Source organism: Nocardia amamiensis, from assembly GCF_015477605.1.
Lineage (GTDB): Bacteria > Actinomycetota > Actinomycetes > Mycobacteriales > Mycobacteriaceae > Nocardia > Nocardia amamiensis_A.
Genome location: NZ_JADLQX010000018.1, coordinates 148,555 through 172,462, shown reverse-complemented (window position 1 = coordinate 172,462; position 23,908 = coordinate 148,555). Strand labels below are relative to the sequence as shown.

The window sequence follows — 23,908 nt, the reverse complement described above, 5'->3', positions numbered from 1 at the left end:
ACCGCCGCGATCTGGCACAACGACAACACCGACGCACCGGTCCACCGGTCACTGACCGCCTACGACCATTGACCCAGGGTCGGCGGCCCGCACACAGGCCACCCACCCCTTGGAATCATTCATCTAGGGCACGATTCCCGCCGACGGAGTCGCTGTCGCCTGCGACCGCGAAACCGGCGACCGGCGCGCTATGCGGCACATGTTCGAACCGGCGCGGTAGGTAAGGTCTGAGGCGTCGTGGAAGGGACTCCACGAGGCATCCGCCGAACGGCTTCGCGCGGACCCGCCACACCTGTCGAACGAGAGAGCTGATTGATGCCGACCTCTACAGCACGTGCACAGATCGGGGTCACCGGCCTGGCGGTCATGGGCAGCAACATCGCCCGCAACTTCGCCAAGCACGGCTATACGGTGGCGCTGCACAACCGCAGCATCGCCAAGACCGACGCACTGCTCGAGGCGCACGGCGACGACGGTGATTTCGTGCGCACCGAAACCGTCGAGGAGTTCGTCGCCGCGCTGGAGAAGCCGCGCCGGGTCCTGATCATGGTGAAGGCGGGCGCTGCCACGGATGCCGTCATCGAGGAACTCGCCGCCGCGATGGACCCCGGCGACATCATCATCGACGGCGGCAACGCCCTGTACACCGACACCATCCGGCGCGAAGCCGCGCTGCGGGAGCGCGGATTGAACTTCGTCGGCGCCGGCATCTCCGGTGGTGAGGAGGGCGCGCTCAACGGCCCGGCGATCATGCCCGGCGGCCCGAAGGAGTCCTACGACTCGCTCGGTCCGCTGCTGGAATCGATCGCGGCGAAAGTCGACGGCACGCCGTGCTGCACGCATATCGGTCCGGACGGTTCCGGGCACTTCGTCAAGATGGTGCACAACGGCATCGAGTACGCCGACATGCAGCTGATCGGCGAGGCCTATCACCTGTTCCGTGACGCGCTCGGCTTCGACGCCAAGCAGATCGCCGACGTGTTCACCCAGTGGAACGCCGGAGACCTGGAAAGCTACCTCGTCGAGATCACCGCCGAGGTTCTCAACCAGGTGGACGCGAAAACCGGCCGACCACTGGTCGATGTCATCGTCGACGCCGCCGAGCAGAAGGGCACCGGCCGCTGGACGGTGAAGTCCGCCCTCGATCTCGGGGTACCGGTGACGGGCATCGCCGAAGCGGTCTTCGCACGGGCACTGTCCGGGTCGCGCGGGCAGCGTAAGGCCGCGACGGGCCTGGCCTCGGGCCGGCTGGCGGACAAGCCGACCGACGTCGAGCAGTTCACCGAGGACATCCGGCAGGCGCTGTACGCGTCGAAGGTCGTCGCATACGCCCAGGGCTTCGACCAGATCGCCGCGGGCAGCGTCGAATACAACTGGAACCTGCGGCCCGGCGACCTCGCCACGATCTGGCGCGGCGGCTGCATCATCCGGGCCCGGTTCCTGAACCGGATCAAGGAAGCCTACGACCAGAACCCGGAACTGCCGAGCCTGATCCTCGCGCCCTACTTCCGCGAGGCGATCGAGACCGCGATCGACAGCTGGCGGCGCGTCGTGTCCACCGCGACCCTGCTGGGCATCCCGGTACCGGCGTTCGCGTCGTCGCTGTCCTACTACGACGCCCTGCGCGCCGAGCGTCTCCCGGCCGCGCTCACTCAGGCCCAGCGCGACTTCTTCGGCGCGCACACCTACGAGCGCATCGATGCCGAGGGCAACTTCCACACGCTGTGGAGCGGCGACCGCAGCGAAGTCCCCGCGGACTGAAATCCCGTGTGTCCCTGCAACGGCAGGTTGTAGCCGTCACTTGCAGACCGTACGTGTCACCGCGGCGAACGCGCGCCCAAGGGCATGGGATGCCCTTGGGCCGCAGTAGCGCCGATGTATCAGCAGCATTCGAGTTCACAGAATCCGAACACCAACGGCGAATGCCGTGATGGTGCTCGGGTTCGGGTGAACGTGGTCTTTGGATGCGGCCGTGAAGCTCGGGTCTTGCGATGTCGATGGCTGAAGGTTCCACAGCAGGTTTCCCGGGCCATTGAAATGCACTTCACCGCCACCGCCGGTCAAGGCGAAGCCCGGAGCCACCGACGCGACTGCTCGAGGGTGGGGCGCTTGTCCGCTGTCGGCTCGGGTGATCGCGGAAATGGCTTGGCCTGCCGGGAGGTTCCTCCTGAGTCCAATGGCGAACGACCGCAGGTTGGCCGGGTCGGAGATGCTGTGGTCCTTTGATCTCGATTTCCAGGTAGTCACCGTCGACGGGAAGGTCGCGGTAGCGAGATTGCCCGCACCATGCCAGTCGACTCGGAAGCCACCGCCCACAAGGCAGAACTCGTTGGATGGAACGCCGGCCTCGGATTCCGGGTGCGGGGCGACGCCGCTGTCGCTCGGTTGAACCAGGACGGCATCCAACAGTTGCTGACGAGTCATGCCTTGGATCTTCATCCCGATGACATATGTTTCCAGCTGGTGGGGGTTCGAGACTTGATGGTCCTTGGACGAAACAACCCAGCCCGAGAGATCGTCGTTCGGGTAGGACGCGGTCAGCAGTGCACCGGCTGGCACACGTGCTGCCGTCCCGCCGCCTCCGATCGCGATCATGTCGGGATCACCGACCAGGACAGTCTGGTCGATCCAATGGGCCTGTGCGGGACTCCCGCGGTGGGAGAACACCGATACGGTGATCTTGCCCGATGCATCGGTGAACAAGTTGCGCTGCGTTCCGACGGTAGGCATCAGACCCTCTATTCCTGAGTTGTGTTTGCCGGGGCACAGCGATTCTCGGGTCATGCGAGCAGGAAGGGCACGAGTAGCCGAGTACTCGAATCGATGTCGATCTCCTCGGCGACATCGGCCTGATCCACTGCGGACAACTCGGCATTCGATTCCTGAAAGGCATTGCAAGCCAGCAGGTTACGTGTTCCGCGTCTCGACCGACGTTGGGTAGGAAGATCAACCGCGGTCGTCCGGTTGATCTCGGATGATGCGTGGCCGCCGGTTTCCGGCAGCGCGTTCCCATGCTGCCCGGCGCAGCAGCCGTAGCCCGTTGAGGCCCACGATGACCGTGGATCCCTCGTGTCCTGCCACGCCCAGCGGCAGGGGCAGGGTTCCCGCGAGATCCCAGACGACGAGCACGCCGATGAAGGTGGCGGCAATGGCCAAGTTGGCCATGACTATCCGGCGCGCCTGCCGTGCCAGCGCGATCACCGTGGGAATCGTGGTGAGGTCGTCGCGAACGACGACGGCGTCGGCGGTCTGCAAAGTCAGGTCGGCTCCCGCGCCGCCCATCGCAACGCCCACCTCGGCGGCGGCGAGGGCGGGCGCGTCGTTGATTCCGTCACCGATCACGGTCACCTTTTGTCCGTCGGCCTGTAGTTGCCGCACGGCGGTCATCTTGTCGTCGGGCAGTAGTTCGGCACGGACATCGGTGATGCCGACCTCGGCGGCGAGGCGGTCGGCGGTGGCTCGGTTGTCGCCGGTCAGCAGGACCGGCGCGGTGCCGGTCAGTTCGGTGGCGGCGCGCACGGCCGCCGCCGCTTCCGGCCGAAGCTGGTCGGTGATGGCCAGCACTCCGATCGGAAGTTGCTCGCATGTCACGACGACGGCGGTGTAGCCGCTGGTCTGCAATGAGTCGACGGTCGAGCGCATCGTGGCGGTTTCGGGACTGCTGTCGAATTCCGGTCCCACGGCGGCGGGGGAGCGGACACTGATGATCCGATCACCGACGCGGGCAGTCACGCCGCGACCGGGGTGTGCGGTGAAGTCGGTTATCTCCGGCAGGCCGAGACTACGGTGCTGGGCCGCGCGCACGACGGCGGTCGCCAACGGATGCTCGCTGGGTTGCTCGGCGGCCGCCGCGAGTCGCAGCACCTCGGCGTCACTGAATCGCGGATCCAGACAGTGGATTTCGATGAGTTCGGCCGCGCCGCGGGTCAGGGTACCGGTCTTGTCGAACGCGATTCGCCCGGTGGTACCCAGCTTTTCCATCACCACAGCGGATTTGACCAACACACCGTGGCGGCCGGCGTTGGCGATTGCCGCCAGCAACGGCGGCATCGTGGCCAGTACGAGCGCGCAGGGGGAGGCGACGATCATGAACGTCATCGCCCGCAACAGCGCGCTCCGCATCGCCTCCCCGAACAGCAATGGAATAGCGAACACCGCCACGGTGACCACGACCATGCCGATCGAGTAGCGCTGTTCGACCTTCTCGATGAACAGCTGGGTGCGGGCCTTGGTCTGCGCGGCCTGCTCGACCAGCGCCGCGATCCGCGCGACGACCGAGTCCTCCGCGCGGCGCTCGACGCGGATCCGCAGGGCGCCGGTGCCGTTGAGAGTCCCGGCGAACACCTCGTCGCCGACGGTCTTGTCCACCGGCAGCGGCTCGCCGGTGATGGTGGCCTGATCGACTTCGCTGCCACCGGAGATCAACGTCGCGTCCGCGGCGATCCGCTCACCGGGCCGCACCACGACGACATCGCCCACTCGCAGCTCGGCGACGTTCACCGTCTCTTCTGTACCGTCGCTGCTCACCCGATTCGCCGTCTCCGGCGCGAGATCCAGCAGTCCGCGGACCGAATCCTCGGTCCGGGCGGTGGCCAGTGCTTCCAGGGCGCCGGAGGTGGCGAAGATGACGATCAGCAATGCGCCATCGGTGATCTGGCCGATCGCCGCCGCACCGATCGCCGCGACGACCATGAGCAGGTCGACATCGAGCGTCTTCTCGCGCAACGCCCGCAACCCCGCGAGTCCCGGCTCCCACCCGCCAGCGGCATAGCAGGCCAGATACAACGCCCACCACATCCATCGCGGCCCATCGGTCAGCTGCACCGCCAGGCCGGCCAGGAACAACGCCACGGCCAGGACGGCCCATCGAACCTCAGGCAGCGCGAACAACCGGGTCCGGCGCACCGGCACCAGATCTGATACCGGGTTCGGTCGAGTCGGCGCGAGCGTCGGCGCGGCCACGATTCACCTCCAGGACAGCCAGAAAATACCGACCGACCATATCAGAAGATATGAACAGGTCTTCATCTATTCCTAGAGTATGCTTTTCCACTATGGGACACGGCGTCGAAGGCAGAGACCGGCTCGTCGCGCGCCTGGATCCCGAGTCCGCCCAGCACGTGGCGACCACCTTGCAGGCGCTGGCCACCCCCAGTAGGTTGATGATCCTCACCGAACTGCGCCAAGGCCCGCGATCGGTGAGCGTCCTGGCCGAGACGATCGGGATGGAACAATCCGCCGTCTCCCACCAACTTCGGCTGCTGCGCCACCTGGGACTGGTCACCGGCGCCCGCTCCGGCCGCAGCATCGTCTACAGCCTGTACGACAACCACGTCGCCCAACTTTTGGACGAGGCGGTCTACCACAGCGAGCACCTGCGACTGGGACTGCCCGACCGCCCCGAGACCGCTGGTTGACCGTCCGCAGGGTCTGGGGCGAGGCCGCTGGACGCTTCGCGCGTCGCCGTCACGGTTCGATACGGGCTCCGAACAGTGGCAGGCACTCCGCTAGCCCGGCCACTTCCACCGGCATGCTCCGATGCGCTTCCCATCTCTCACGCGTCAGCCGCAACCGGCGTATCACCGCCGGTTTTCCCCGCACTGCATGCACCTCGAGCCCGTCGGGCTCGTATCCGAGTTTGCGTGAGACTCCGTGCGAGGCAAGGTTGTCCTCGAACGCGCCCGATACCGCCGACTCGGCCCCGAGATGAGCGAAGGCCAACTCCAGAACCGCGGCCCGCATCTCGGTTCCGATGCCTTGCCCGTGATGGGTTCGGCCGAGCCAGGATCCGGTGTTCACCTCGCAGCAGACCGCGAAGTCCTTCGCACTGATCGTTTGGGTGCCAACCAACTTCCCCTCTCGGAGCACGACGAGATTGAGTGCCCACGCATCGACTTGCCAGTCGGCCCAGCATCGCCAGTGCCACCGCAGCACGCGCTGCGCACGTTCGTCTGGTTCCGCATCGGTCCACTCCGCAGTGAACGGCTGAACCGCCGGATCATGCACTCCCTCCGCGGCCAGCCCAGCAAGCGCGCCCAGGTCCGCCAAACTGGGCAGACGCAGTTCCAGACGCGGTGTCCGCACCCGCAATCCGGCCAAGGGCCAGTACTTCACCAGGCTCATGCCCGCCATCATGGCCGCCGGGCGGCATTCGGGGCCACGGGTTTTCGCCCGCGGCGGACCCGCCTGGCAAACCGGTCACGACCAAGAACAAGACCCCCGCCGTAGCCGGGCATCCCGCTGCTCAGGCGGGGACAGGCTCCAGGCCGACACCGTCAAAGGGTGGGTAGTTGTCGCTGCTCGTGCGCTCGGCTGCGTCAATGTAGTCGGCAAGAGCGTCGCGGGATCGAGCGAGGCTGTCCATCTGGTCGTTCAGCCGCTGCAGCCGTGACCGCATCGCGGCCAGCAACTCGGGACAGCCGAACAGCTCTGGGGCCTCTCCGACCGCGCAGGGCAGCAGATAGGCGATGTCCTCGGAGGACAAACCGGCACCGAGCAGGTGCCGGATCTGTTTCACCCGGAGCACGGCGGTCTCGTCGAACTCGCGGTAACCGTTCCCGCCCCGGTCTGCCTCCAGCAGGCCCTGGGCCTCGTAGTAGCGCAACTGATGAGCGTTGACGCCCGTCCGGCGACTCAGTTCCCCGATCCGCATCGCATCCTCACTTGACCTTCACACCGGTATCAACGTTGACGATGCTGCCATGAACAACAAAACCGATACACCCGTGACAGTCATCGGACTCGGACTGATGGGCCAGGCACTCGCCGGCGCGTTCCTGAAAGCTGGGCATCCCACAACCGTGTGGAACCGCACGACCTCCAAAGCCGACCAACTGGTTGCCGAGGGTGCACGGCTGGCGCCGACGGTTGGCGACGCTCTCGCCGCGGGTTCCCTGACGATCATTTGCCTGACCGACTACCAGGCCGTGCACGACTTGCTCGGCACGAGCGAAATCGACCTGAACGGCACAATGTTGATCAACCTGACCTCGGGCAACTCGGCCCAGGCGCGGGAAGCCGCCCAATGGGCCGGGCAGCGCGGCGCCCGTTACCTGGACGGCGCCATCATGGCCGTCCCGCCGTCGATCGGGACCGCCGAGGCGGTGATCCTGCACAGCGGCCCGCCGTCGGACTTCGAGGCACACAAGTCGGCTCTCGACACGCTCGGCACCGTCACCTACCTCGGCGCGGACCATGGGCTGGCGTCCCTGTACGACGTGGCCGGCCTGGCGATGATGTGGAGCGTACTGAACGCCTGGCTCCAGGGCACTGCCCTGCTCCGCACGGCGGGCGTCGACGCCGCAACGTATGCGCCGTTCGCACGGCAGATCGCTGCCGGTGTGGCCGAATGGCTGCCTGGGTATGCCGAGCAGATCGACAGCGGCTCTTTTCCGGCCGAGGTGTCGGCCCTGGAGACCGACGCGCGGGCGATGGCACACCTGATCGAGGAGAGCGAGGCGGTGGGTGTCAACGCCGAACTGCCGAAGTTGATCAAGGCGATGGCCGACCGCTCGATCGCCGCCGGACACGGTGGGGAGCAGTATCCCGTGCTGATCGAGGAGTTCGGCAAACCGGGCAACGACTGACGCGACCCCGACATCGGGGTCCACCTGGACTTGCTACTTGCTGATGTCAGGCAATGACACAGCCGGTTTGGCGGTCGGTAGCCCGCACCTCAGGCTACCGACCGCACTATAGGTCTGCGCCGCCGTTTATCACGGTCGTCAACTCGGCGAACGACTCCCGCACCAGGCGCGGCAGTTCTTTCGTGTTCGCTTCGTCGTGCCAGCGCCGGAACGCAACCCGGAGCACGGCGATCCCGGTCTCCGCGGCCAGGTGCGCCGCGGGCTCGGCGACGCCGCGTTCGCGCAGCGCGCCCGCCACCGCCGCCGCCAACGAGGCAAGCTTGATCAGCTCCCGTTCCCGCAGTTCGGTATTCGCGTCGATGACGGCCTGCCGTTGCCGGGAGAAGTCCCGCCGTTCCTCCAGCACCGCGCCGGCGGCTTCCACGGCGGCCGCGGTCGCCTCGATCGGCGCGGCCGCATCGGGTGCTCGGGCGACGGCGTCGACCAGCACATCCTGCAACGCCGTTCCGCCGGGGAACAACACCTCGCGCTTGTCGGCGAAGTGCCGGAAGAACGTGCGCTCGGTGAGTCCCGCCCGCTTGGCGATCTCGGCCACGGTGGTCTGCTCGAATCCGCGCTGGGTGTAAAGCTCGAGCGCGGCCAGCTCCAGCCTCCCGCGCGCATTCGGCTCCCATCGACCCATGACCGAATCCTAGGTCATGACAGTGACTGACTTCACCGCTAGGCTGATGTCAGCGACTGACATCAGTTGGTCGGTACCTTTCACGAAGGACGTCTCATGCGCGTTTTTGTCACCGGAGCATCTGGCTGGATCGGCTCCGCTGTCGTTCCCGAGCTCATCGCCGCAGGTCACCAGGTCGCCGGGCTGGCACGCTCGGATGCTTCGGCCGTTGCGCTCACCGCGGCCGGAGCGCAGGTCCGGCGCGGCTCCCTCGATGACCTCGATGTGCTGCGCGACGCTGCGGCCGATTCGGACGGCGTGATCCACCTGGCTTTCAAACACGACCTGGCGTTTTCCGGTAACTACCAGGCCGCGACCGAAGCGGACCTCCGCGCGGTCGAGACGATCGCCGCGGGGCTCGATGGTTCCGATCGGCCGCTGGTCATCGCGTCCGGCGTCGGCGGCCCTGCGGCCGGACCCGTATTGACCGAGGAGGACGGATTCGCCTCGGAGCCGGGAACGACACGCCAGGGCCCCTTGCTCAGGCTCGCCACCGCGGAGTTCGCGATCTCGCTCGCCGACCGTGGCATCCGCTCCACCGTGCTGAGGTTCGCCCCGACGGTGCACGGCGAAGGCGACAACGGGTTCGTGGCGACGCTGGTGGCAATCGCACGCGAGAAGGGTGTGGCCGGCTACATCGGCGATGGATCCAATCGGTGGCCCGCAGTGCACCGCCTCGACGCAGCGCGGCTGGCGCGATTGGCACTGGAGCACGCCCCGGCGAAGGCGATCCTGCACGCCGTGGCCGACGAGGGTGTCGCGACTCGCGACATCGCGGCGGCGATCGGCCGGAACCTCGGTGTACCGGTCGCGTCGGTCGCACCTCAGGATGCGGGCACACACTTCGGCTGGCTGGCTGGTTTCTACGCGCTGGACCGTCCCACCTCGAGCACGCTGACCCGGCAGCGGCTGGGATGGCAGCCGACCCAGCCCGGCCTCATCGACGACCTCGACAAAGGTCACTACTTCCAGCAGCCGTAGTGCACCACCGCCGCGTCGAGCGTCGTGGGGCAGAGCCCTCGATCGCTATGCGGCTGAAGCACTTATCGATCACATCCGTTTCATGTGCCGAACGGCACACCGCCAGATACATCTCGCAACATTCCCACCGAGTTCTGGCAACCAATCGGCCGACAAATCGTTGCTTAGCAAACCTACCGTCTTCGGCTGTGAAACACGGTCGCGCGCAGCGCACAACGCCCCGAGACCGTCCACCCTGGAGTGGGCCGGCCTGAATCGGGTCCACTCGCACGCCCGCTCGTCAATACCGCGAATCAGGAGCCGATGCCTCGCTACGACCCAGCACAGTCGCGGGTCGGGCATGTGCTCCTGCGCGGCGAGCTGAGACGCCGTCGGAAATCACTGCTACACGGAGCGATTCGCGCGCCTCGCCGATCCATGCGGATCGGCGAGGCGCGAGTTGTCCGAATGCTGCTCGCGCACAAATACACCCGCTTGCGCACCCGGGCGCAAGCGCGTCCCCGAAACGGAGCAACACGTGGTCGTCAGTCCTGTCCAGGACACCCCCGCACGCATCGCGCCGCGCTTCGCCGCGCAACGCGGCGGCGTGCCCACCTTCCTACTCGTGGTCGTCGCGATGCTGAGCATCCAGCTCGGCGCGGTCGTCGCCAAACACCTGTTCTCGATCGCCTCGCCCACCACTGTCGCGTGTGCCCGCATCGTGCTGGGCGGTGCGTTCGCCATGCTGTTGTGGCGGCCCGCGCTGCGGGTCGAGCGCACAGCGCTGCTCCCGATCGCCGGGCTCGGCGTGGCAATCGCGGGCATGAACCTGTGCTTCTACGCGGCGCTGGACCGCATTCCACTGGGTATGGCGGTGACCATCGACTTCGTCGGCCCACTCACCATCGCGCTGATCGGCTCGCGGCGCTGGCGCGACGCAGTGTGGGTGGCGCTCGCGGGCGCGGGAGTGCTGCTGCTGGTCGACAGCGAAGGACCGCTGTCGTGGACCGGCGTGCTGTTCGCGGTGGCCGCCGGTGCGGGATGGGGCGCATACATCGCGTGCAGCGCCGTGGTCGGCAAGCACACCGCCGGCCACGACGGATTGGCCTTGGCCATGGGATTCGGCGGGCTGCTCGCGTTGCCCCCAGTGCTCGCGAATGATGCTGCGATACTGCTGAATCCGGTGTTCCTGGCCGGGGCGGCGACGCTGGCCGTGCTGTCCTCACTCGTGCCGCACGCGATCGAGTTGGAGGCTCTGCGCCGGATCACGCCGGCGGTGTTCAGCGTCATGATGAGCCTGGAACCTGCCGTGGCCGCAGGGGTCGGACTGCTGCTGCTCGGCGAGCAGTTGCAGATAGTCCAGTGGTTGGGGATCGGCATGGTGATGGTGGCCTGCGCCGGGGCGGCACGCGGTCCTGCCGATCCGCAGTCTCGCACGGCTCCGGAACAGCAGCCGCGACCTTGGCGTTCCAGGGGGGTGAACAAGCGCTCGGCTCGGCCACTTCTCGGTGTCGGGGACCGAGATTCCGTGAAAGTCGCTGCTACACAATCGGAATTTGCTGCCGCTGCCAGCAGCGCGGCGATTTCGTCGAGTGCGCCAGCCGCACGCGGGCTCCGTTGAAACTTCGACGACCAGTGAGATAGGCAACATCAAATCTCGGTGAACTTTTCGCACTTACTGCTGGGTACGTGATCGAATGCTCTGCAACTGACGTCGAACCCGCTGTGCCGGCACGGGTCCATGCACCCAGGAGGTTGTAGCTGTGGTCGACGCGAGCGTGCCCACGCTACGTCCATCCGAGCTGGAAGAATTGGCCAAGCGGGGCGCCATACCCGATGGCCCTACCCGGCAGCTCGGATATCGACGAATGCCCGATGGGCCGACCCGGCGGCTGGGATATCGACAGGTCCCCGATGGCCCTACCCGCCAGGTCGGCTATCGACAGCTCCGAGCACGGCAATCACGCATGGTCACCTTCCCCGAGGCGGCCGGAGACGATCTGTTGCCGCAGATCTCCGATGGAGACGTCACCACGTTTCGAGCGGACACCTACCGGAGCCTTCCGCCCGACGAGTTCGCGCGCGTCGACGCCGTTTATACCCAAGGAATCCGAGCGACCTGCCGGTGGCTGGCCGAGCGCAGCGGGCAGCCGTGTCAGCACGACCTCGATCAGCACGAGCGCAGTTGGGTCGACCCGCTCGGCGTCGGTCTCGCCGCGCACATGCTGACGGTCCTGCAACCGCGCCTGTCTGTGTCCGACCGCCTCCAGCAGGGTTCCGGCGGCGGCTTGGTCGACGAGTGGAACGACATCCTGAGCCTGTATCGGTTCCTCGGCGGTCTGGTCGCCGACAGTCCCAGCCGCGGACACACCATCACTCGTCTGCGCGGCGCCCAAGCCGCGTTCCTGCTGCACGGTCTGCGCCTGGATCTGCCACCGGATCTCGCGTACGCGGTCGGGCCGGGACTGACCACGATCCCCGTCGATCACGAGATCATCACCCGTATCCGGGCCAAGACCGACAATCTCGTCGACGCCGCCGCGCTCGCGACCGCATTGTTCACCGGTGCTACCGCAATGGAACTCAACGCGATTCCTTGCGTCGCCCTCACCGCGGACGCGCTGATCTTCAACGGTCCGATCGGCTACGCACACGCGCCCGACCTGTACGTGTGGGTGATTCCGCCGTTGGCGCGCCCGCTGCTCTACGACGCGCGCGTCCATCGGGAAGCGCACGACACACCCACCAGCAAGCTGTTCGCCGGCGCTGTCGGTGGAGCGGGCTTCCGTCTGCGCAGAATCGCCGCGGCATGCGAGGTGACCCTCCCGGACCTGTACCACTGGCACCACAGCTGGATTCGACATGCCGGGCTGCTCCGCATGTCCGAACAACCCACCCCGGTTCGCAATACCGATCTGCTGTTCGGCCTGAAGCTCGCTCCCCGCCCGCGCCGCCGCCGCGCACGCTGACGTCGACCGGATTCGGTGCGATCGGCTCACGTGGCGCGGTGCACGGCGTGCGGTCCGCGCCGTCTCAAAATCAAATCTCATTATCATTAGATTTTGAGATGGCGATACATAGTCGCTCTGGAGACCCCGAAGCGAGCGGCCACCTCCTCGGCGCTGCGGCCTTCGGAGTACAGGGAACGTGCTTGTGCGACCTGATCTTCGGTGAGTATGGCGCGTCGTCCGCCGTTCCGTCCTCGGGCGCGCCCGCGCGCCGGAGGTTCGGCCGATTCGCCCAGCAACGCCCTGGCGCCGTCCAGGATCAGGCGTCGCAGCCGTTCGACCGGTTCGTCGCGGAACAGCACCACCGGATCACCCAGCCCGGCGACCACCTGGCAGGCTCGCACCCGCCGCTCTAACCCGGCCCCCGGCCCGGCCACCAGTTCGTTGGCCAAGGCGATCGCGGTGCGGAAGCGGTCCGCGACCGGCGCCTGCACCAGCAGCGTCATGTCTTTGACCAGCATGGTGAGCGTGTGCCGGTGGCGCAGGTGTACGTCGACATAACCCTCGATCGCACCCCACCGCACCTCCTCGGCGCTGCCGCGGGACTCGGCCTGGGCGAGCGCCGCCTCCAGTTCGTCCAGCAGCGGCAGCGTGAGCTGGTGGAGTATCTCTTCTTTGGAGTCGAAGTGGTAGTAGAGGGCGGCCTTGGTGATGCCCACTTCGTCGGCGACGGCCTGCATGGACGTGGCGCGATAGCCGCGGGCGGCGAACAGGACGCGCGCCGCCTCCAAGATCCGCTCGGATGTCATGAACTCACTTACCTACGGTCAGTTCTTTCGCTAGAGTACTTACCGTCAGTCAGTCTATTGCCGTGGGGATGATCTGTATGCGAACTAAGGTGTCGTTCACCGCTGCCGGCGTCCGGTGCGCCGGCTACCTCTACCTGCCCGCTGATTCTGGACCGGTGCCGTGCGTGGTGCTCTGTCACGGCTTCAGCGGGACGATGGACCGGCTCTTCGATTATGCCGAGCGCTTCGCCGCCGCGGGCTTCGCGGCGCTGGTATTCGACTATCGAGGGTTCGGTGAGAGCGCCGGCGAGCCACGCCAGCTTCCCGACATCGACGGCCAGCTCATCGATGTCCGCGCCGCCGTGGCCTTCGCCCGAGAGCATGAGCGGATCGACCCCAGCAGGGTGCTGCTGTGGGGCAACTCGCTGGGCGGCGCGCACGCAATCACCGTGGCCGCAAGCGATACCCGGATCGCAGCCGTGGTGGCGCAGATTCCGTTCAACGGATTTCCGAAGAAGGTCGAGGGACGGTCGACCGGTGACACGCTGCGGCTGCTGGGCGCGATCGCCTGGGACGCGCTACGGGGCAAACTCGGTCTACGGCCGTACTACATCCCCATGGTGGGACAGCCGGGAGAACTCGCCGTGACCGCGACGCCCGAGGCCGACCAGCATATCCAGACTCTGACCGGAGGACAGAAGACGTTGTGGCGCAACATCGTCGCGCCCAGAGGGCTACTGAAGATGATGCGCTACCGGCCTGCCGAGGCGGCGGCACGGCTGGCCTGCCCCTTGCTGGTCTGCGCCGCCGCCGAGGACCGGGAGACGCCGCTGGAGACCAGCCGTGCGCTGGCCGACCGCGCGCCACGAGGGGAACTGCGCGTCTATCCCGGCACCCACTTCACCTTCTACACCGACCTCCGGTTCCGGGAACGTGTGGTCGCCGACCAGATCGATTTCTACCGCCGGACATCCGCGACGGTGTGATGGAATCAGTCATCGAGTAAATGCCGGGGTGCGGCCTGCCGCCACGAGTCGAGAACGATGGCCTCCAGTTCGTCGCCGTCGTCCAGCGCGGCCAGACGCACGCGGACCCAGGCGTTGTTGGCTTCGTGCGTGGCGATCCAGAACTTGCCCGGTTCGGCGACGACGAGTTCGTCGCGGTCGGCGATGGGGCAGCGGACCGCCATCGACGTCTCGGCCTCCGGCAGCGTGAGGAACAACTTGCCCGCCACGCGGAAAGTCGGCATCCCCCAAGTGAACTGCTCGGATGTTTCCGGCAGTGACAGGGCAAAGGCGCGGGCGTCGTCCCCAGTGGCACTCATACGCTGAATCCTTCCAGGCATCGCCGACACTCCCGAATGTGAGCGAGCGGCCGTCCGAGAATTCATGATCGGCCGGTAAAACGCGACCGTCGCCACCCATGGGTCGCCGCCGAACGCGGCTACATCGACGCCGTGTCCGAACCCGCACGCAACTGTCTCGAAACCCGGCATGCGCTCCAGCTGCTTCCGGACAAGGAGGCGGCCGCCGAATTCCACCCTCGCAAGCACAGTCTTTATCCCATGTAGGGACCTTCCGGCATCCTTCCCCGGGTTTGCGCGCTGTCGGGTTAAGGTAGGCGGAAGGTGGGTTGGGAACGTCCGCGGTCCGAGGAGTTGCGGGCATGGAATGGTTCACGGCACCCGAATACTGGTTGGGCAGGCAGATACTGACGCGCGGTGCCGCGGCGATCTATCTGATCGCCTTCATCGCGGCCGCCAGGCAGTTCCGGGCATTGATCGGCGAACACGGGATGCTGCCGGTGCCACGATTGCTGGCGCGGCGGTCGGTCCGTGCGGCGCCGAGCATCTTCCATGTCCACTATTCCGACCGGTTCTTCGCCCTGGTCTGCTGGATCGGTGCGGCGCTGTCCGCGGCGATGGTCGCAGGCTTGGCCGACGTGGTGCCGTTGTGGGCCGCGATGCTGCTGTGGCTGACGCTGTGGGTCGCCTACCTGTCGATCGTCAACGTGGGGCAGGCGTGGTATTCGTTCGGCTGGGAGTCCCTGCTGCTTGAGGTCGGCTTCCTGGCGATTTTCCTAGGGAACGACCGCACCGCGCCGCCGGTGCTGGTGTTGTGGGCGGCACGCTGGCTGCTGTTCCGTGTCGAGTTCGGCGCGGGACTGATCAAGATGCGCGGAGACGCGTGCTGGCGTGATCTCACCTGCCTGTACTACCACCATGAGACGCAGCCGATGCCCGGGCCGCTGAGCTGGTTCTTCCATCACCTGCCCAAGCCGTTGCATCGGGTGGAGGTCGCGGCCAACCATTTCGCGCAACTCGTCGTGCCGTTCGGCTTGTTCGCTCCACAGCCGGTCGCGAGCATCGCCGCGGCCATCATCCTGGTCACCCAGCTGTGGCTGGTGCTGTCCGGAAACTTCGCGTGGCTGAATTGGGCGACGATCGTCCTCGCCGGCAGCGCGATCAGTCAGCCCGCAGCGGCAGCGGTGCTTCCGGTGCCCAGTCCGCCCGCGCTGCCGGGACCACCGCCGTGGTTCGCGGGCCTGGTCATCGCGTTCACGGTGCTGGTGGTGTTCCTGAGCTACTGGCCGGTACGCAACATGATCTCCAGCAACCAGCTGATGAATCGGTCGTTCAATCCCTATCACCTGGTCAACACCTACGGCGCCTTCGGCACTGTCGGCCGGATCCGGTTCGAGGTGGTGATCGAAGGAACCGACGACCCGACGCCCACCGAACAGTCACAGTGGAAGGAATACGAATTCAAAGGCAAACCCGGCAACCTGCGCCGCCTGCCGCGGCAATGGGCCCCATACCACCTGCGCCTGGACTGGCTCATGTGGTTCGCCGCCTTCTCACCGCATTATGCGCGGGACTGGCTCGGCCCGTTCCTGGTGCGACTGCTGGAAAACGATCGGGCGACCCTGCGCCTATTGCGGCGCAACCCCTTCCCCGAGTCCCCGCCACGCTATGTACGTGCGCAACTGTACGAGTACCGCTTCACCACTCCCCGGGAGCTGGTTCACACCCGAGCTTGGTGGCATCGCACGCTGGTGAGTCGATACGTCCCGCCGCTGGCGCTCACCGACGACCATCGCCGGCACCTCGGCCGAGAATGACTATGGCGCGCCGTCCCCAGGATTCCTACGGGATGAGGGGCGCAAATCCCTCGATGCAGCGAAGCCCCACGCAGAAGGAGACCGGGTGGGGCTCCTGGCCGGGATCTAAGACCAAGACGGTGTAAAGGGTGACCCGCTGGAACTCGACGTGATCAGGCCAAATTCGGCGGCCAACGTTGGCCATCGCCTCAACATCCGTTCGAGCTCGCTGGACGACCAGAGTGTGATCGTCGGGCGATGGGCGGCGCGGTTGTGTGTCTCTGCCCAGTGAACAGCATCGCGCGTGAATGATCCTGACGTAGCTATGGTCAAGCGCCGCACTGGTTCGCCCTCCCACTGAGGCATCTTGGCATGAACCAAGTCGGCTATCTCGGAGGCATTGATCCCTGTGCCAGGCCAGTGCTTAGCTTGGACGATCAGGCGTTCCAGCGTTTCCGCACCTAGACCGTCGGTGACCTGCAAGAATGCTTCGATATCCCGTCCACAGTCGGGCGCATTGACGTTCATCGGCCGGTTGATCTTCGTGTATGCTCCGGACAGATCGAGGAGCCGGGCGATCAGCCGCTCGAACCCGTCGGCGTCGATGCGTTGCCAGTCCAGCGTCAGTCGGCTGAGCACCTCAGCATCGCTGAAGATCTCGAACAGCCGTCCAGCCGACTCTTGGTCGAACTGCATCGAGAAGCTGGACTTCCCGTCAGCGGAACTTACCTCCAGATGGAGCAAAGGCGTGCCATCCGCGGACTCGATCACGCGGTACGTGCAGACATCGTCGTCTCGGACGGTGTGCGGCAGCGGAGATGCCCCAACTCCGGGCTCGATTTTGGTGATACGCGCCATCACATTCCATTCGGAGGTTGGCCAGCCATCGGCTTTGGCTGTACATCGGATCTATTGGACTAGATCATCGCAGCCCCGACCGACAACATCGAAGCACTGGCTTAGCCTCGATCCACCGACGGGACGGGCGTGCGTCCATCGGTGTGCCGTGAATGAGGAAGTGCCCTTCGAGCTGGGATGATCACTGTTGTCTAGGCAATGATCGGTCCAGTTCAGAAGGGCACTTCGGGTGCAAGTTTCGCATAGGTTCGCCGTGGAGTCGGCGGTGTTCGACGATGACAATCTCGTGTCGCTGGCCGGGCTGGTGCCGGTGATGCGGCTGGCCGAGCAGACCGGGCTGATCGAGGCACTGAGGGAGAAGGTGTCGATTGCCGCGCCGCGGATCAAGTCCGGGTCGGCGAATCCGGCGCCGAAGTTGGCCACATTGATAGCGGGGATGGCGGCTGGCGCGGACAGCATCGATGACGTTGACGTGCTGCGTAGCGGTGGGATGAAGACGGTGTTCGATCGGGTGTACGCGCCGTCGACTATCGGAACCCTGTTGCGGGAGTTCACCTTCGGCCACGCCCGCCAGCTCGAGACGGTGCTGCGGGAGCATCTGGCCCGGTTGTGTGAGCGGGTGGATCTGCTACCCGGCTCGGAGGAGCGGGTGTTCGTCGATATCGACTCGCTACTGCGTCCGGTCTATGGGTATGCCAAGCAGGGCGCCTCATATGGTCACACCAAGATCGCGGGCAAATTGACCGCACCCGCATCCGCTCGGGGCGGCTGCGGGGCCGTTGTACCGCGGAAATGGCGTCAGGCTTTGAATGCATGGAGGCGGGCAGTGGCGAGGGTCTGCTGAGCGTCGAACGCTTCGAAGGTGCTGACGGGCTGGAAACCAAGGCGGGTGGCGAGTTTCAGTGAACGATGGTTGGCCGTCTGAGTGACGACCAGCACCGGCTGGTCGGGGAGTTCGGCAGCGGCGGCCCGCAGCGCGGCTGTCGCGGCTTCGAATGCCAGCCCCGCACCCCACGCATCGCGCCGCAGCAGGTAGGTCAGTTCTAGTTCTTCGCCGTCCTCGGTGAGGTGCCCAGGTCGATCGGCGGACCGGCGGTTGAGCATGAGTGTTCCGATGCCTTGCGGAGCAAGAGACGATCAGAGGTGATTTCCGGGGCGGACAGCGTGGGCAGTCGGCTCATGAAAGCCATTCTGGCCGAGCACCCGCTGCCCGATCGTCCGGGCCTCTCGGGCCGGTGTGCGAATCCCTCATCAGCCCAAAAGTTCTCGGCTCAGTGCCAGCAGTTCGGCGGTGGAGAGTGCTTCCTCGCTCAGAGTCGGCTCGAGAACCGCCACCGGCGATGCGGGCCCGGAGGATTCCGCAAGGCGTACAGGGGCCAGGCGGGCGCCCAGTTCGGCGGCCAGCAGCTCGACGGTGGGGCACCCCCAGATTATGGCGGCCGGGACGTCGATACCGAGCCGGGCGCTCAGGCGAGCGCTGAGCTCCACGGCATGCACCGAGCCGATGCCGAGCTGATCGAAGTTCCGGCGCACGTCGACGCGATCAGCCGCGATGCCGACGACCTCGGCCAGCTCCGTGGTGACCACGACGGTAAGTGTCGCTGTGTCGGGCTGGACGGTATCCGCCGGCTCACCGGGCTCGGAAGGCCGCTCGCGTAATGCCGAATCAGCGGCGGGGAATGCGGCTTCGACCGCACCGGCAGCGCTCGACGACGACTCGTTCGGCGCGGTGCCGGACTCGGTGCGCTGCTCGATCGAAGCGCGCCTCGAGCTCGGACCATGGGGTTCGACCAGGACGGAGTAGTCCGCCGACGACTCGTTGTCGGGGTCCCCGTGATCGGTCGCACGCCGTGGTGTCGATCGACCGGTGGAGGCGGTGGGTTCAGCCGGCGGCGAAGAGGTCGCCGACGACTCGGACCGAGCAACACCAGGCTCTGCAGCGCGGGCTTCCGCCGTCACCCAATGCCGTTGCCGCTGAAATGGGTAGGTGGGCAACGAGATCGGAGTGCCCGGCGGGTTGACCGCCGCCCAGTCGGGCTCGACGCCACGCCGGAACAGTATGCCCGCCGCCGCCAGCAGCTCACGCCGGTCCACGGTGCCGGGACGCAGAGCCGCGGACAGCACTCGGCTCAGCACCTCGTTTTCCCTGTCGTCCGCATCGTCGGCCCGGTCGAGGTAGCTGTCGAGGAACTCGACAACTCGACCCACATCCTCGGCGACCACCGACAGCCGGTGACGGAGCGGAGTTCGCGTGGCGAGCGTATGCGCGAGGTCGCCGAGCAGGATGCCGGGTTCGCTCACGAGATGGTCGCGCAGACGGCGGGCGTGCGTCCGCAACGCGGCCTCGGTGCACGCGGACAGCACCACCAGCCGTTCCTGGACCTGCGACGCGATCACCGGCGCGGCGTGCGGCGCCGCCTCGACGATCACGTGGGCGTTGGAGCCGCCGAAACCGAACGCGCTCACCGCGGCGCGTGCCGGGCCGTCATGCGGCGGCCACGGCAATGCCGTATCAGCGACCCGCAGCCCAGCAGCCGCCAAATCGAAATCCCCTGGCGCACGGTCGAAATGAAGACTGCGCGGAATGCGGCGATGCGACAGGGCGAGTGCCACCTTCACCAGCCCCGCCATCCCCGCGGCGGCCTCGGTGTGCCCGATATTGGTTTTGATCGAGCCGATCGTCAACGGAGCGTCCGGCGCGCGGCCGGTGCCATAGACCTCCGCCAGCGCGGACAGTTCCGCGCGATCACCGACCGCGGTGCCCGTGCCGTGCGCCTCTACGTAGTCGATCGTGATCGGGTCGACACCAGCCCGCGCGCACGCCCGCCGCAGGAGTTGCCGCTGTCCCTCGGCGCTGCTTGCGGGCATGGAGCGATGGTTGCCGTTGTTGTTGGTGGCGCTGCCCAGCAGGGTGCAGTAGACGCGGTCACCGTCGCGCAGCGCATGGGTCAGCGGTTTGAGCACGACCACCGCGCCGCCCTCGCCGCGCACGTAGCCGTCGGCGGAGGCGTCGAAGGTGCGCGACCGGCCCCGCGGAGACAGCACGCCCAGCGCCGAGAGCCCGACAGCGGTCTCGGGAATCAGGTTCAGCTGCACACCACCGGCGACCGCCAGCGCGCTCTCACCCGCCCGCAGCGCCTGGCAAGCCAGATGCACCGCGACCAGCGATCCCGCGCAAGAAGCGTTCACGGTCATGCTCGGACCGTCGAGACCCAGGAAGTACGAGACCCGGTTGGCGATGACACCCTCGACGTCGCCGGTACTGGAGAACGGTGTGATGGCGGTGGCGCCGCGAGCGAGTTTGACAGCGCGATAATCGTTGAACTTGTTCGCGAAATACACGCCGGTCTCCGGAACCCGATCGGGCCGGATACCCGCGTCCTCGAACGCCTCCCAGGCCAATTCCAGCGCCAAGCGCTGCTGCGGATCCATATCCGCCGCCTCGCGCGGGGTGATCCCGAAGAATTCGGCGTCGAACCCGGCGACATCCGGCAGATAGCCCCCGGCGACCGAGACCGTCTTGCCCGCGGCGGACCGATCGGGATCGCGGTAGTCACCCGGCCACCGGCCCGGCGGCGGCGCGTCGGCGACCGCGTCGGTCTCCTCGATCAGCAAGCGCCACAAGGCTTCCGGCGAATCCGCGCCCCCGGCGAAGCGGCAGCTCATGCCGACCACGGCGATGGGCTCCGCCGCCCGCACCGGCGTGTCGCGCTGTTCCTGCTGGTGACGGGTGCGCCGCTTGGACTTCTTCACGCTGCCTTCTCACCTGCCGCGATCCACCTCCCAGAAATATGGGTGCGGTGAATCCGCCGATCTTGTTGTGGGGTCGGGACATGTGCCGGAAACTTTACCTGTGCTATTTTCCGAACGCCCCGTTTTCACTCGGGTGACGTCCGCGCTGGGGGGCGAGGCACGGCGTCGAGAACTGATCCGATTCGCTTCCGTCGGCGTCGCCGCGTTCACGCTGGACACCGCCGTTTTCCTTACTTTGAAGAGCACTGTGCTGGAGTCGCATCCGGTCACGGCCAAGATCCTCGCGGTGCTCGCGGCGATCACGCTGTCGTATGTGCTGAACAAGCAGTGGTCCTTCGACGCGCGCGGCGGACGGCGCGGGCATCACGAGGCCGCGCTGTTCTACCTGGTCAGCTTTCTGGCGGTCGCGATCAACACCGCGCCGCTGTGGGTCTCGCGGTATGTGTTGCACCTGGAGGTGCCCGAAGTCTCCCGGTTCACCCAGAACCTGGCCGATTTCGTCGCCGCGCAGCTGATCGGCACCGCGTTGGGCATGGTGTTCCGCTTCTGGGCGTTCGTGCGGGTGGTATTCCCCGAGGAAGTGGATCGCGGCAGCGCCTGAGTTGCGATCACCCTGATCGCAACCCTGTCGGGCCCGATCACGCACCATGCGGACTCGACGACCCGACGCGACCACCCGGCCGCGCGATCACCCCGCCGTCCGGGTGGTAGGAAAGGGAGCGTGTCCGCAACTGGCGAAGGAATCGATTCGAACCGAACCACCCGCGCGGTGTCGGAAGTGGTGGAGCTGGTCAGCACGCTGATCCGCTTCGACACCTCCAACACCGGCGACCTGGCCACCACCAAGGGGGAGCGCGAATGCGCGCAGTGGGTGGCCGACCAGCTGCACCAGGCGGGGTATGTCACCGAATATGTCGAGTCCGGCGCCCCGGGACGCGGCAATGTCTTCGCGCGGCTGGAAGGCGCGGATCGCAGCCGTGGCGCGCTCATGATCCACGGACACCTCGACGTGGTGCCCGCCCAGGCCGCCGACTGGAGCGTGCACCCGTTCTCCGGCGCGGTCCGCGACGGCTACGTGTGGGGTCGCGGCGCGATCGACATGAAGGACATGGTCGGCATGACGCTGGCGGTGGCCCGCCAGTTCAAACTCGAGGGCACGGTGCCGCCGCGTGATCTGGTCTTCGCGTTCCTCGCCGACGAGGAGAACGGCGGCAAGTGGGGCTCGCAGTGGCTGGTGGACAACCGGCCCGACCTGTTCGACGGCGTCACCGAGGCGGTGGGGGAGGTCGGCGGGTTCTCGCTGACCGTCCCGCGTCCCGACGGCACCGAACGCAGGCTGTATCTGGTGGAGACCGCCGAGAAGGGTCTGGGTTGGATGCGGTTGCGCGCCAAGGCCCGCGCGGGCCACGGCTCGTTCCTGCACGAGGACAACGCGGTGACCATCCTCGCCGACGCGGTGGCTCGACTGGGCAAACACACCTTCCCCCTGGTGGTTTCGGAATCGGTAGCCGCGTTCCTGGCCGCCGTCGCCGAAGAGACCGGCCTTCAATTCGACCCGTCGAGCCCCGATATCGAAGGCCAGCTGGCCAAGCTCGGCACCATCTCCCGCATCATCGGCGCTACGCTGCGCGACACCGCGAATCCGACCATGTTGCAGGCCGGGTACAAAGCCAACGTGATCCCGCAAACCGCCGAAGCGGTGGTGGACTGCCGCGTGGTACCCGGGCGGCAGGCCGCGTTCGAACGCGAGGTGGACGAGCTGATCGGCCCCGACATCGAACGCGAGTGGATCACCAAACTCGACTCCTACGAGACGACCTTCGACGGCGACCTGGTCGACGCGATGAACAACGCCGTGCTCGCCCACGATCCGCGCGGCCGCACGGTGCCCTACATGCTCTCCGGCGGCACGGACGCGAAAGCGTTCGCCCGCTTGGGAATTCGCTGCTTCGGTTTCGCACCGCTGCAGCTGCCGCCGGAACTGGACTTCTCCGCCCTGTTCCACGGCGTCGACGAGCGGGTGCCGGTGCAGGCCCTCGAATTCGGCACCCGCGTGCTGGAACACTTCCTCCTACACAGCTGACCGATCCGGAAAGAGGTTCCATGACCTACAACCCCTACGACGCACTGCCCCAGGTGCCGTCGTTCACCCTCACCTCCACCGACGTCACCGACGGCCAGCCGCTGAACAACGACCAGGTCAGCGGCGTCTTCGGCGCGGGAGGCAAGGACATCTCCCCGCAGCTGTCCTGGTCGGGCTTCCCGGCGGAAACCAAGAGCTTCGCCGTCACGGTGTACGACCCCGACGCACCCACCGCCTCCGGCTTCTGGCACTGGGCCGTCGCCGACATCCCCGCCACCGTCACCTCCCTGCCCAGCGGCGCGGGCAGCGGCGAGGAAGGCGGAGCCCTTCCCACCGGCGCGATCACCCTCCGCAACGACGGCGGCTTCCACGGCTTCGTCGGCTCGGCACCCCCGCCCGGCCACGGCCCGCACCGCTACTTCATCGTCGTCCACGCCGTCGACGTCGAAAGCCTCGGCATCGACGAAAACGCCACCCCCGCCTACCTCGGCTTCAACCTGTTCTCCCACACCCTGGCCCGCGCCACCCTCATCGGCACCTACGAGCAGAAGTAGGTTCCCATCGCAGACCCTGTGGCCCTGAGCGGAACGCTCAGGGCCACAGCGCTTTCTCCGAGCCCCCTCGGCTATATCCACGGAGACACCACATTCATCAGCGTCACCTTATTTCCCGCGAGGTGTCCGGTACGACGCGCCCGGCGTCGATCAGCCTTCGCCAGGCTGCTGCCTTCCGTGGGCATTGATCGACGCGGCATCCTCTGTGCCGCTGCATATTCCAGTGTGCTTCCGACACGCTGAGCGGATGATCGGGCGCTTCGTGCGGCCACCCAGCCGGCCACAGCTCTGTGTCTGTGGGCTCGGTCTGCCCTGCCCGGATACGCTCACGTCGGCGTTCGGCTCGCCACTCGGCTTGTACGCGGTCGATGATCGCCTGCGGCGATGTTTCGTCCGGCTCGGCTTCCCGCCACCAGTTAAATCCCACCCGTCACCCCTGTCGTGTTCGCTGCCTGTTAGGGGCACCCGCCGCCGGGGTTGCCGATGAGAGGCACGGCATCAACCCGGCGGCGAGGCCGATTACAGGGTGCAGGCAGCCGGGTGGTGCGAAATAGCACC

General features: G+C 66.7%; 21 protein-coding genes and 1 pseudogene. 12 read left to right on the top strand and 10 right to left on the bottom strand.

All coding sequences use genetic code 11. The annotated features are described in order from the left end of the window. Positions 1-315 precede the first annotated feature (315 nt). Positions 316-1,761 (top strand): NADP-dependent phosphogluconate dehydrogenase, encoded by a 1,446-nt coding sequence (gene gndA, locus IU459_RS23760; protein ID WP_195131775.1) that lies wholly within the window; start codon positions 316-318, stop codon positions 1,759-1,761. A gap of 135 nt (positions 1,762-1,896) precedes the next feature. On the opposite strand, the gene IU459_RS23755 is transcribed toward gndA, so the two are convergent. Next, complete coding sequence (locus IU459_RS23755) at positions 1,897-2,730, bottom strand: hypothetical protein (RefSeq protein ID WP_228838388.1); 834 nt, start codon at positions 2,728-2,730, stop codon at positions 1,897-1,899. Between the two features lie 216 nt (positions 2,731-2,946). Next, positions 2,947-4,962 (bottom strand): heavy metal translocating P-type ATPase, encoded by a 2,016-nt coding sequence (locus IU459_RS23750; protein ID WP_324199003.1) that lies wholly within the window; start codon positions 4,960-4,962, stop codon positions 2,947-2,949. A 92-nt stretch (positions 4,963-5,054) separates the two neighbouring features. Here IU459_RS23750 and IU459_RS23745 point away from each other — a divergent pair, with 92 nt between their 5' ends. After that, positions 5,055-5,417, top strand: a complete 363-nt coding sequence (locus IU459_RS23745; protein ID WP_195131773.1) for an ArsR/SmtB family transcription factor — start codon at positions 5,055-5,057, stop codon at positions 5,415-5,417. Between the two features lie 49 nt (positions 5,418-5,466). Here IU459_RS23745 and IU459_RS23740 read toward each other — a convergent pair whose 3' ends face one another. After that, positions 5,467-6,123 (bottom strand): GNAT family N-acetyltransferase, encoded by a 657-nt coding sequence (locus IU459_RS23740; protein ID WP_228838387.1) that lies wholly within the window; start codon positions 6,121-6,123, stop codon positions 5,467-5,469. Between the two features lie 121 nt (positions 6,124-6,244). Then, entirely contained in the window at positions 6,245-6,652 is a 408-nt protein-coding gene (locus IU459_RS23735) for a MerR family transcriptional regulator (protein WP_195131771.1), read from the bottom strand. A 49-nt stretch (positions 6,653-6,701) separates the two neighbouring features. On the opposite strand from IU459_RS23735, the gene IU459_RS23730 reads away from it, so the two are divergent. Beyond that, on the top strand, positions 6,702-7,586 hold the full coding sequence (locus tag IU459_RS23730; protein ID WP_195131770.1) for an NAD(P)-dependent oxidoreductase: 885 nt from the start codon (positions 6,702-6,704) through the stop codon (positions 7,584-7,586). A 106-nt stretch (positions 7,587-7,692) separates the two neighbouring features. Here the strand turns inward: IU459_RS23730 and IU459_RS23725 are convergent, their stop codons facing one another. Then, positions 7,693-8,268 (bottom strand): TetR family transcriptional regulator, encoded by a 576-nt coding sequence (locus tag IU459_RS23725; protein WP_195131769.1) that lies wholly within the window; start codon positions 8,266-8,268, stop codon positions 7,693-7,695. Positions 8,269-8,364: 96 nt separating this feature from the next. Between IU459_RS23725 and IU459_RS23720 the strand changes: the two genes are divergently transcribed. The 3 genes from IU459_RS23720 (at position 8,365) to IU459_RS23710 (ending at position 12,236) form a co-directional block, all read left to right on the top strand. Then, a complete protein-coding gene (locus IU459_RS23720; RefSeq protein ID WP_195131768.1) occupies positions 8,365-9,288 on the top strand; it encodes an SDR family oxidoreductase in 924 nt (307 codons plus the stop codon). 517 nt (positions 9,289-9,805) lie between these two features. Beyond that, positions 9,806-10,888, top strand: coding sequence for an EamA family transporter (locus IU459_RS23715; protein WP_324199002.1), 1,083 nt, complete (start codon positions 9,806-9,808; stop codon positions 10,886-10,888). A 142-nt stretch (positions 10,889-11,030) separates the two neighbouring features. Continuing rightward, positions 11,031-12,236 (top strand): hypothetical protein, encoded by a 1,206-nt coding sequence (locus IU459_RS23710; protein ID WP_195131767.1) that lies wholly within the window; start codon positions 11,031-11,033, stop codon positions 12,234-12,236. 86 nt (positions 12,237-12,322) lie between these two features. Here the strand turns inward: IU459_RS23710 and IU459_RS23705 are convergent, their stop codons facing one another. Further along, positions 12,323-13,024 (bottom strand): TetR family transcriptional regulator, encoded by a 702-nt coding sequence (locus IU459_RS23705; protein WP_195131766.1) that lies wholly within the window; start codon positions 13,022-13,024, stop codon positions 12,323-12,325. A gap of 77 nt (positions 13,025-13,101) precedes the next feature. Between IU459_RS23705 and IU459_RS23700 the strand changes: the two genes are divergently transcribed. After that, positions 13,102-13,989 (top strand): alpha/beta hydrolase, encoded by an 888-nt coding sequence (locus IU459_RS23700; protein WP_195131765.1) that lies wholly within the window; start codon positions 13,102-13,104, stop codon positions 13,987-13,989. Positions 13,990-13,994: 5 nt separating this feature from the next. Here the strand turns inward: IU459_RS23700 and IU459_RS23695 are convergent, their stop codons facing one another. After that, entirely contained in the window at positions 13,995-14,327 is a 333-nt protein-coding gene (locus tag IU459_RS23695; protein ID WP_195131764.1) for an MmcQ/YjbR family DNA-binding protein, read from the bottom strand. 341 nt (positions 14,328-14,668) lie between these two features. On the opposite strand from IU459_RS23695, the gene IU459_RS23690 reads away from it, so the two are divergent. After that, positions 14,669-16,123: a lipase maturation factor family protein gene (locus IU459_RS23690; RefSeq protein WP_195131763.1), complete on the top strand. Its 1,455-nt coding sequence runs from the start codon at positions 14,669-14,671 to the stop codon at positions 16,121-16,123. Positions 16,124-16,228: 105 nt separating this feature from the next. Here IU459_RS23690 and IU459_RS23685 read toward each other — a convergent pair whose 3' ends face one another. Beyond that, positions 16,229-16,960 (bottom strand): restriction endonuclease, encoded by a 732-nt coding sequence (locus tag IU459_RS23685; protein WP_195131762.1) that lies wholly within the window; start codon positions 16,958-16,960, stop codon positions 16,229-16,231. A gap of 229 nt (positions 16,961-17,189) precedes the next feature. Between IU459_RS23685 and IU459_RS23680 the strand changes: the two are divergent. Beyond that, positions 17,190-17,699, top strand: a pseudogene (locus tag IU459_RS23680) (IS1380 family transposase); the annotation flags it as partial. 59 nt (positions 17,700-17,758) lie between these two features. On the opposite strand, the gene IU459_RS23675 reads toward IU459_RS23680, so the two are convergent. Both IU459_RS23675 and IU459_RS23670 read right to left on the bottom strand, forming a co-directional pair. Next, the gene (locus tag IU459_RS23675; RefSeq protein ID WP_195131761.1) at positions 17,759-18,064 is read right to left on the bottom strand and encodes a GNAT family N-acetyltransferase; all 306 of its coding nucleotides are present in this window, start codon (positions 18,062-18,064) and stop codon (positions 17,759-17,761) included. 147 nt (positions 18,065-18,211) lie between these two features. Continuing rightward, positions 18,212-20,713 (bottom strand): beta-ketoacyl synthase N-terminal-like domain-containing protein, encoded by a 2,502-nt coding sequence (locus tag IU459_RS23670; RefSeq protein WP_195131760.1) that lies wholly within the window; start codon positions 20,711-20,713, stop codon positions 18,212-18,214. Positions 20,714-20,846: 133 nt separating this feature from the next. Here IU459_RS23670 and IU459_RS39395 point away from each other — a divergent pair, with 133 nt between their 5' ends. The 3 genes from IU459_RS39395 to IU459_RS23655 all read left to right on the top strand — a co-directional run bounded on the left by IU459_RS39395 (position 20,847) and on the right by IU459_RS23655 (position 23,350). Next, the gene (locus IU459_RS39395; protein WP_324199001.1) at positions 20,847-21,314 is read left to right on the top strand and encodes a GtrA family protein; all 468 of its coding nucleotides are present in this window, start codon (positions 20,847-20,849) and stop codon (positions 21,312-21,314) included. 120 nt (positions 21,315-21,434) lie between these two features. Further along, a complete protein-coding gene (locus tag IU459_RS23660) occupies positions 21,435-22,796 on the top strand; it encodes a M20/M25/M40 family metallo-hydrolase (protein ID WP_195131758.1) in 1,362 nt (453 codons plus the stop codon). Between the two features lie 20 nt (positions 22,797-22,816). After that, a complete protein-coding gene (locus tag IU459_RS23655) occupies positions 22,817-23,350 on the top strand; it encodes a YbhB/YbcL family Raf kinase inhibitor-like protein (RefSeq protein ID WP_195131757.1) in 534 nt (177 codons plus the stop codon). The last annotated feature ends 558 nt before the right edge of the window (positions 23,351-23,908 follow it).